Genomic DNA, 9,208 nt, shown 5'->3' on the forward strand with positions numbered 1-9,208 from the left:
CAATTTCCCTGCTACTTCCGCATATTTTATGAGATAAAGCGCCATCCTATCCTTTACAGAACCGCCAATATTGAACCACTCAAGCTTTGCGTAAATCGTTGCATCATTCGGTCCAGTAAGCTTATTTATTCTTACCATCGGTGTTCTGCCAATCAACACAGTTATGTTACTTGCGACGATCATACACTAACCCTTTGATAGTCATCCAATACTTTCTTTAATCGGTTTTTATAAAGTTAACGGCGTTAACTTTATAAAAGTATAAGTTTTATTTAGATATGATGAAGACGACTTGCGAATTGGTAAGTACATTGATTCTTCCAACGATAAGGGCCTGGATAGCGAAAGAAGCTATTGAGAAGTTTGGAATGAAACAGAAAGATGTAGCCGAGTATTTGGGCATCACAAAGGCTGCCGTCTCTCAATATATAAAGAAGAAAAGAGGTAATTTGAAGTTGACCGAAGTGGAACGAGAGCGAATAACTCCGTTGATCGATAATTTAGTGAAGAAGATAGCTTCTAATGAAACTTCGGAGTTTGAATTGATGAAAGCATTATGCAAAATCTGCTACTACTTGAGAATTTCACTAACTCTCTGTAGATTACATATAGCGATGGAGCCTGGGCTTAAAAAGGTTGAATGTAAAATTTGTGAAGGATTTTACAATGTAAACAAATTATGATAAAAAGGGAAAAATTAGCTTTCATTTTAAATTGAGTAAATTAAGATCGATAATCTCTTCACTCTTAAAAACCATGGTACCTTATGATGCGATTTACACATGTCATAGGAAACGACAAACTTTTTATGGATCACTGGAACAAAGAAAGGCTACTCTATTTAATGAATTAATCCTAACTCATTCAAAAAGAGATTTTACGAATTCCTTTGGATCAAAGGGTATTAAATCACCATAACCTTGCCCTACACCCAAGTAAGCGATGGGTTTACCCGTCACATAAGCTATAGAAAGGGCAGCACCACCTTTAACATCGGCATCAACCTTTGTTAAGATAGAAGCATCAAAACCCGTAAAGTTCTGAAACTCTCTCGCTTGGGAAACCATATCATTACCAGCCAGGGCATCACCTACAAACAGTTTTAAATCTGGATTTACAACACGAATTATCTTTCTCATCTCCTCCATCAGATTTCTACTCGTTTGCATACGTCCAGCGGTATCGATCAAAACTACATCGATTCGGTGTGTTTTTGCGTATAACACTGCATCACGAGCGACCGCAGCTGGATCGGCACCGTACTTTTGAGTTATAATCTTGACCGAGAGACGTTTTGCATGTTCAGATAGTTGCTCTATAGCACCAGCTCTATAGGTATCGGCACAGGCTAAAACTGTTGTGAAGTCATTCTTCTTAAGGATGTAGGCAAGCTTCGCTATAGTGGTCGTCTTTCCAGTACCATTAACTCCTAGAAAGATGATTACGTAAGGCTCACCTTTGGCTTTCTTCTTCTGAATTAAATCGATCAAATCAGGAGGTTGCGTTTGTAAAAAGATATTAAGAATCGTATCCATGAGATACTTTTTTAAATATTCGGTTGAAGATGTGTGACGCCCGATCCTTACACCTACAACTTCACGCTTAACCTTATCGACCAATTCATGGGCCACTTCTAAAGCGACATCACTCTCTAAAAGCTCCATCTCTAACTTCCAGAGAATTTTATCTACCTCTTCTTCACTCAAAGTACGTTCAGCAATAGCTTGTGTAAAAGATTTGATAGCTGAGCGGAGTCTTTCAAACATAACTTCTAGCCCTGTCTACGTTGTATCTCTTCTACCATTTTACTTATGAGTAGTCGAAGCTCTTCCACTCTTTTAGCATAAGAGATCCTTTGATCCTCAAGTGTAGAGATGACCTTCTCCAATTCTTTTAACCTATTTTCAATGAATGATATGGTTTCATCATAGGTCTTCTCGATGGTGGTATTTGCACCGACATTCACCACTAACTTAGTTGGAGGGAGTATATTCGCCTTTACAAATACGCCTCCACCAATCGGTGTAAGAGCTTCGGAGTTACTATCTTTAGGCAAACTCTTTAACGCTTCAAGAGCGGCACGATTATCCATGATAGCATTGGCTACTATAGAGATCTGTGAGTTCACCACGTTCAATTGGGCTTCAACCATCCTCAATTCAGCGATCAGTGATTGTAGCCTTTCTTCATCATTCAAGTTTATCTGGTTCAAGAAAGCTCATAACTACAATTTAAGTTTGATTGTTAAATAGAAAGAGATAGAAGAGATAGAAAGTAGAAGGGCTAATGATGGAAGAAAATTTTCAAAGTTTGAAGACGCGGCTTAAGATCATCAATTCGGGACCGCTCGTCAATGTACCGACGATGGCATTCCGAGAGTTCACAAGGATTCCCGATGAGACATAAGGTACACCACCATTTACCGTACAAGGTTCAACATCTACCTTCAGTATACTAGCAACTTGAGAGATTTCTGAACGTGAAGCCGATGGATGAATAATAGCTCCACTATTGCTTGCCGCGATCATGGATCCAACCTGAGAATGATTATAAAGAGACATGACCTTAATAGGGACATTTAAGACTTTTTCGACCAAATCCCTCACAGACCTTGGAATAATATTAGAGACTACTGCACCATAATCGTTGGCAGTAATAAGATTTCCTATAGATGTATATTTAAAAGGTACTCTTTCGACTGGTAGATCGGTCTCTTCTCTGATTGTGTTGATCTCTTCATCATCAGCGAATCTTGAGACGAGTATACCATAACTATTCATAGCGACCAATGAGCCTATCAATCTTGAGCCCCCTATTGAAGTCTTAACAGGCTTTACACCTAAAAGTGATGAAAATTTTTGGATCTTTGTAGGTGCTAAACTCTTTGGAACAAGGATAAAACGTTCATTGGTCTTCGCAAAAATCCCTATATTGGGACTTCGATACATATTCATTAGATAGATTCCCATAAGAAAGTCACCAGATCTTCGTGATGATAATATCACACGGATTACATCCTAAGATATTATTCATCTCGATGTTTTAAGTATTTATTTGTAGTAAGTGATTTAAATTTTTTGTTTAAAAGCCCTGGGCGGGTCTCGATCCCGCGACCTATCGCTCTCCCTTCATTCGATACGAGGCGATCGCTCTTCCAACTGAGCTACCAGGGCCAAGTTTCTTTAATCATCTTCGATCACTTAAATCTTATTTTTCAAGATGTCACATAATTCAAAATGATGATACACTAAAAAGAAAAAATAAAAATAAAATGTAGAATGTTTGAATATCATCATGAAGGAATTGATCATCTCCGAGTCTGGTGTTAGAGGCATAGTTGGCAAGGATCTTATACCTAGTTATGTTATGGAGCTCGCTCGGCGAATCGGATCTTTTAGGAGAGGTACTTACGTGGTTGGAAGGGATACAAGACGCTCTGGAGCGCTACTTGCGAATGCTGCCATTGGAGGTTTATTAGCAGAGGGGTGTGATGTGTACGATCTGGGCATCACTTCAACACCATCGATCTTCAGAGAGGTTCGTGTAAGGGGTTTGGCAGGTGGTGTGATGATCACCGCTTCACATAACCCTCCTGAATGGAATGGGATAAAGTTCATTACGAGTGGAGGAAGGGGGCTTTTCAAGGATGAATTGGAAAAGATTCGTTCTATACCTCTACATAAAGGTTCTGTAAAGGTCGGTAATTACTTTCAATCGAGTCCGATCTATCCCAAAGATTTGGTTTCGTACGTGGGAGAAAAATCGTGTTCGGGGTTAAAGATCGCTATCGATCCTGGAGGAGGGGTCGGGTACCAAAGTATCCCGCAGATATTCCGAACCCTTGGCTGCTCAGTCGTGGTGATCAACGGCATACCCGGACTATTCTCACGAAAGATCGATCCTACCTTAGATGAATTGGCCCATCTTTCAAAGGTTGTTGTTGATCAAAGGTGTAACGTAGGGTTCGCCTACGATTGTGATGCCGATAGAGTGGTCGTCGTAGATGGTAAAGGTGTGAAACTCGGGCCGGATTACACCCTCGCCCTATCGATATGGTATATTCTACAAAATAGTAAAGAAAAGTCGGTGGTAGTAAGTATAGATACTAGTAAGATGATCGAAGATATCGTGACCAACGAAGGCGGGTCGATTCATTATGCTCCCGTCGGCGAGGCAAATATTGTAAAGTATATGATGGAATTGGGGTGCAAGATAGGTGGTGAAGGGAGTAGTGGTGGATTGATTCTATCGGACTTTTCTTGGTGTAGAGATGGTATGCTCGCTTCGGTATTGATCGCTAGATTGGAGAAGGAGTTTGGTATTGAAGATATCTTGAAGAAGTTACCAAAGTATTACCAATTGAGGAGGAGTATCAGATGTGAGAGGGTAGATGTAAACGCATTGATTCGGGCTCTGGTTGAGAATGAAGATAATGTAAACCTTTTAGATGGTGTGAAATTAACAATATCTAGAGATTCGTGGGTCTTGATCAGACCTTCTCGTACTGAAGATCTATTGAGAATTTCTGTAGAAGCGAAGAGTAGAAGCGAAGCAGAATCTCTTATCGATCATTATTCTTCGAAGGTTGAGAAATTGTTAAAAGAGTTGGGTTGAAGGTTGAGGGTTAAATTTGGTAAATTCTGTAAATGAATATGAAATCATTCGCATTCTCCTTGAAGTTTTAGGTCAACCGAAGGGTATCTATTCAAATATTGGTGATGATGTAGCATACTTCCCAGTAGAGAAGGGAAAGTTGGTTGTAAAGTGTGATATGCTCGTAAGAAAGACCGATGTTCCACGTGGTATGAGCTTATGGCAGGCGGCTAGAAAGAGTATAGTGATGTGTGTAAGTGACTTTGCAGTAAAAGGTGTTAAACCGATGGCAGCTCTTATTTCAATCGGGATACCGAGAAATTTCACAATGAATGAGATTAAAGAACTGGCTAAAGGATTCAAAATGGCGAAAGAAGAGTATTCGATTGAAATAATTGGAGGGGATACAAACGAGGCAGACGATCTTATAATCGATTGTATCATGCTCGGTTTTGCTGAAAGGGTTGTGCCAAGAAGTGGAGCGAAACCGGGCGATGTAGTAATTTCTTCGGGCGCATTCGGTTATCCTCCGTTAGGTTTGAAGATCTTATTGGAAGGGTTGAAGGTAGATCCTTCCATCAGGGATCAAGCGATATCTTCTGTCCTTATGCCGAAGGCAAGGCTCGATCTAGGCATAAGACTTTCAAATATTTTATCTGCATCGATAGATTCCAGTGATGGTCTTGCCATCTCATTGTATGAAATTGCTCAGCAGAGCAATGTAGGCATAGTGATCGATAGACTCCCTACGACAGATTCGATAATCCAATTCTCAGTAAAGCATGGTATAGATGTTGAAGAGTTGATACTCTATGGTGGAGAGGAGTATGAAATTGTGGCTACTTTACCAAAGGATAGGGTTGATGAAGCGATGCTCATAGCGAGGGATTTGTCGATTCAGTTGACAGAGATAGGGAGGGTTATAGAAGGGCCTCCGAATGTCTTTTTAGTAAGTGAAAAAGGGGTCAAACCAGTATTGAGAAAGGGCTGGATTCATTTGGCTTGAATCGGCCTCATCCTGATGAAAAGTTTATATCTCACTTCTCATATCTCATATTAATGAGAGTGATGAAGTATGCCACAGTATACAAAAGGTCAAACATGGGGTGCTCTAAAGAAAGCATGGAAAGGATACAAGATCGCTAAGGTCCAGAAGGACGTTGAAAAGATGAAGATGTACGCTGAGAGGATCAGAACTCTTCAAAAGGAGCTAGGAGTGAAACAAGCAGAGTTCCCCGATCTAGGAATAAAGTAAGCTAGCCTTTAGCTAGCTTACCCTAGCCACCCCTTACTTTTTTTATAGAGTCTTCAATTATAGATGAAAATCTTGAGATAAGATCCTCAAGCTTCTTCTCATCATCAGATTCGGCAAAGACCCTTATCAATGGCTCTGTACCACTAGGCCTTAAGAGAATCCATGAAGATCTATCGATCCACAACTTGATACCATCGATACGTTCTACTTCTCCTTCAGCGTACCTTTCGATCGATTTCATGACCTGGTTCTTAAACTCGTTGGGGCATGCAAATTTAGCCTTCCTTTGATAGAATCGTGGCAATTCTCCGATGAGTTGTGAAAGTTTTTGATTTCTTCGGGCCATACATTCTAACATCAAAGCGGTTGACATTGCACCATCTCTCACAGGGATGTGTGGTGCATAAAAGCAACCACCATTCTCTTCTATACCAAATAGAGCTTTAAGCTCTATCATCTTCCTTGACACATCCACACTACCTACCCTAGTCCTCACAACCTTCGATTCGTACCGATTGGCTATATACTCGATGATCTGTGAGGTACTCACAGTTGTAACTACTAGGGATTTGGGTCTTCTCGATAATACGTAATCCATGATCACTGCACCACTACGATCGCCCGTATGAATTACACCATCCTCATCACAGAAGATGCTACGATCACCATCTCCATCATAACCAACACCTAGATCTGCATTATGGGCCTTTACCAATTTAGAAAGGCCGGTTAATGTTTCTACTGTAGGCTCGGCACCCCTTCCAGAAAACTCACCATCGATATTACTATTGATCGTTATAACTTCACAACCGAGCCTCTCTAAAATGTAAGGCGCAGCGAGTGATTGGACACCATTTCCCAAATCTAATACCACTTTAAATTTCTTGCTACCGATCAAATCTGCATCTACATGTGAAAGTATACCTTGAATGTAGGTACTCAACGCTTTAGTCTCTTGTTGTGGTATCCCTACCGATCGCCAATCGGCTCTTTTAATACTCTTCTCTAAGAAGATCCTTTCGATCTTAAGTTCATCTTCTCTCGAAATTTCTACACCGTCAGAACCCATTACCTTGATCCCATTGTACTCGGGTGGATTATGTGAAGCGGTTATCATTACGCTACCGTTGTAACCTAACTTGCTCGTTGCATACTGAAGGGCTGGCGTAGGTAAGAGCCCCGCATCACCGACTTGTAATCCCACACTCATCAACCCGGCCATGACGGCTTTGGCGATCATAGGGCTGGTAATTCTACCATCGTACCCGACCAGTATAGGGCCTTTAGCGAAGTAAGTACCAATAGCTTCGGCCATTTCTATTACAAAGTCTAAGCCAAAGTCGATACCGGGTTTAAATCTAATACCGTTGGTCCCAAAAAATCTTCGCTCCTCGATCATAACCATCTATACTTTTTGATGCAGTATTTATACTAAAATTTATTCATTGTTGGATCTCAATCATTCGGGATTTAGTAATTAAAGACTATAAAATATGGTGAAAAGATTCATAAAAAGCGTCCTATAAAAATAAGATTGGACTTTGAATCTCAAATTAAATACCGTATTGCTGAGTGGGAAAGATATTGAACGTATGATTACGATGTCTGAAGTCATTCAAGTTGTAGAAGAGGCTTTTAGAGAGAAAGGTTTGGGGAGGGTCCAATGCCCTCCGAAGATATACCTTTACTATGAAAAATACAATGGTGATTTGAGGGTCATGCCCGCCTTCCTTGAAGGTCTTAACATATCTGGTGTAAAGATCGTGAATGTTCACCCAGATAACAGAAGGTACAATCTACCTAGTATTATGGCGACGATTGTAATTGTAGATCCTAAAACGGGCTTCCCTTTATCTATAATGGATGGTACGATGATCACTTCTATGAGGACTGGTGCGGTAGCCGGCGTAGCGACGAAGTATATGGGTAGAAAGGACTCAAAAACGCTCGGGCTCGTAGGGGCTGGTGTACAGGGCCGTTATCAACTTATGGCTGCCCTAGAGGTCCTCAGGCTCGAAGAAGTGTACGTATATGATATAGATGAAAAGGTGAAGTTGAACTTTGTCAATGAAATGAGTATCAAATATCCAAATGTAAAATTCATAGCTGTTGAATCGGAGCGTGAAGCTGTAGAAGGTATGGATGTGATAGCCACAACAACACCTACGAGATTTCCTCATGTGAAGGCGGAATGGATCGCGCCGGGGACTCATATCAATGCCATAGGTGCCGACGCACCCGGTAAGCAGGAGCTCGATCCTCAAATATTGAAGAATTCAAGGATCATCGTCGATGATATGGAGCAGGCGATACATAGTGGTGAAGTGAATGTCCCCATTTCGAAAGGTATCATCTCTAAAGAAGATATCTGTGGAGAGCTGAGCGACCTCATCATCGGGAAGGTAAAGGGTAGAATATCTGAAGATGAGGTTACGATCTTCGATTCTACTGGAGTTGCCATTGCAGATATAGCTACAGCCGATCTGGTCTATAAGAAAGCGAAGGAGCTGAATATTGGTATGAATATGAATCTAATATCCTTATGAACTGAGTGCTTTAGAGGTATAATTTTTTAAGTATGAAGGTGTGTTTTGTTTTAATGGCGGGGGTTGCCAAGCCAGGTCAAAGGCGCAGGTCTTTGTGGGCGAGACTGAGGAGGCTCGCAGAACTCCTGTCCCTTAGGGGTTCGTGGGTTCAAATCCCACCCCCCGCACCACACCATAATATTACGTTATGTGGTGAGGGTTGATTTTGTACTCGATAAGATTCGATTTATCCTTTATCTACTCGGAATATAAGGTGCTTAACGATCATTCATGATTTCCACGATCTACGTCTACTTTTTTGTGATAATCCTACTCAGAATCTTTCGTTGTCTCCATAGTAAGTAGATTAGAAAGATCATCACCGTAGTAAAGATGATCGATAGAAGTGTGAGTAAAGTCTGTACGAAGCCCGCTTCTAAACTTATTGCTAAATTGATGTATGAATTAGAATCTCCAATCAATAGTCTAGCTTTATCATAATCACCCTCTTCCAATTTGATTCTCGCCTCGATCAAGGCACTCTCCGATCTTTGGATCAAGCTTCTTGCCTCCGGATTTAGGATGAAAGCCGACTTCGCCAATTCGATATTCGATTCGGCCCTTTCGATCATCTTCAGTATGGCGAGCTTAACATTATTGGTAACAACATCGATACTCGCTTTACCGATATTTGAGGCCCTATCTATAGCTTTAACCTCTATCGTATGTACACCATCAGATAAGAGTGTAGTATCCCATCTAAACTCTTTAAGACCGGTCACTTCGTGCTCGATCGAATCATCGATTCTTATAAATACCTTATCGATATTCTCAT

Annotated in this window: 11 protein-coding genes and 2 tRNA genes; 6 read left to right on the top strand and 7 right to left on the bottom strand. The window is 40.9% G+C overall.

The features are described from left to right. The coding region (locus tag NZ896_05440) for a pyridoxal-phosphate dependent enzyme (GenBank protein ID MCS7116900.1) at positions 1-183 on the bottom strand (183 nt) is incomplete at its 3' end. 98 nt (positions 184-281) lie between these two features. On the opposite strand from NZ896_05440, the gene NZ896_05445 reads away from it, so the two are divergent. Further along, positions 282-683: a helix-turn-helix domain-containing protein gene (locus NZ896_05445; protein MCS7116901.1), complete on the top strand. Its 402-nt coding sequence runs from the start codon at positions 282-284 to the stop codon at positions 681-683. A gap of 177 nt (positions 684-860) precedes the next feature. Here NZ896_05445 and ftsY read toward each other — a convergent pair whose 3' ends face one another. The 4 genes from ftsY to NZ896_05465 all read right to left on the bottom strand — a co-directional run bounded on the left by ftsY (position 861) and on the right by NZ896_05465 (position 3,173). Next, a complete protein-coding gene (ftsY, locus tag NZ896_05450) occupies positions 861-1,766 on the bottom strand; it encodes a signal recognition particle-docking protein FtsY (protein MCS7116902.1) in 906 nt (301 codons plus the stop codon). Positions 1,767-1,771: 5 nt separating this feature from the next. Further along, positions 1,772-2,212, bottom strand: coding sequence for a prefoldin subunit alpha (gene pfdA / locus NZ896_05455; protein ID MCS7116903.1), 441 nt, complete (start codon positions 2,210-2,212; stop codon positions 1,772-1,774). A 91-nt stretch (positions 2,213-2,303) separates the two neighbouring features. Further along, complete coding sequence (locus NZ896_05460) at positions 2,304-2,969, bottom strand: translation initiation factor IF-6 (protein ID MCS7116904.1); 666 nt, start codon at positions 2,967-2,969, stop codon at positions 2,304-2,306. Between the two features lie 117 nt (positions 2,970-3,086). Then, positions 3,087-3,173: transfer RNA gene (locus NZ896_05465), tRNA-Thr, on the bottom strand. Between the two features lie 109 nt (positions 3,174-3,282). Between NZ896_05465 and NZ896_05470 the strand changes: the two genes are divergently transcribed. From NZ896_05470 to NZ896_05480, 3 genes are all read left to right on the top strand, one after another. Next, a complete protein-coding gene (locus NZ896_05470; protein ID MCS7116905.1) occupies positions 3,283-4,614 on the top strand; it encodes a hypothetical protein in 1,332 nt (443 codons plus the stop codon). A 16-nt stretch (positions 4,615-4,630) separates the two neighbouring features. Beyond that, entirely contained in the window at positions 4,631-5,599 is a 969-nt protein-coding gene (gene thiL / locus NZ896_05475) for a thiamine-phosphate kinase (GenBank protein ID MCS7116906.1), read from the top strand. 69 nt (positions 5,600-5,668) lie between these two features. After that, positions 5,669-5,848: a hypothetical protein gene (locus NZ896_05480; protein ID MCS7116907.1), complete on the top strand. Its 180-nt coding sequence runs from the start codon at positions 5,669-5,671 to the stop codon at positions 5,846-5,848. Between the two features lie 22 nt (positions 5,849-5,870). Here NZ896_05480 and glmM read toward each other — a convergent pair whose 3' ends face one another. Continuing rightward, complete coding sequence (glmM, locus tag NZ896_05485; GenBank protein ID MCS7116908.1) at positions 5,871-7,247, bottom strand: phosphoglucosamine mutase; 1,377 nt, start codon at positions 7,245-7,247, stop codon at positions 5,871-5,873. A gap of 142 nt (positions 7,248-7,389) precedes the next feature. Between glmM and ala the strand changes: the two genes are divergently transcribed. Both ala and NZ896_05495 read left to right on the top strand, forming a co-directional pair. Continuing rightward, positions 7,390-8,394 carry an alanine dehydrogenase gene (gene ala, locus NZ896_05490; protein ID MCS7116909.1) on the top strand — a complete coding sequence of 335 codons (1,005 nt, stop codon included), beginning with the start codon at positions 7,390-7,392 and terminating at the stop codon, positions 8,392-8,394. A 56-nt stretch (positions 8,395-8,450) separates the two neighbouring features. Continuing rightward, positions 8,451-8,564: transfer RNA gene (locus NZ896_05495), tRNA-Leu, on the top strand. Positions 8,565-8,684: 120 nt separating this feature from the next. Here NZ896_05495 and NZ896_05500 read toward each other — a convergent pair. Beyond that, positions 8,685-9,208, bottom strand: a 524-nt coding sequence (locus NZ896_05500; GenBank protein ID MCS7116910.1) for a hypothetical protein, incomplete at its 5' end; no start/stop codon positions are given.

This window comes from Nitrososphaerales archaeon (assembly GCA_025058425.1).
Classification (GTDB): domain Archaea; phylum Thermoproteota; class Nitrososphaeria; order Nitrososphaerales; family JANXEG01; genus JANXEG01.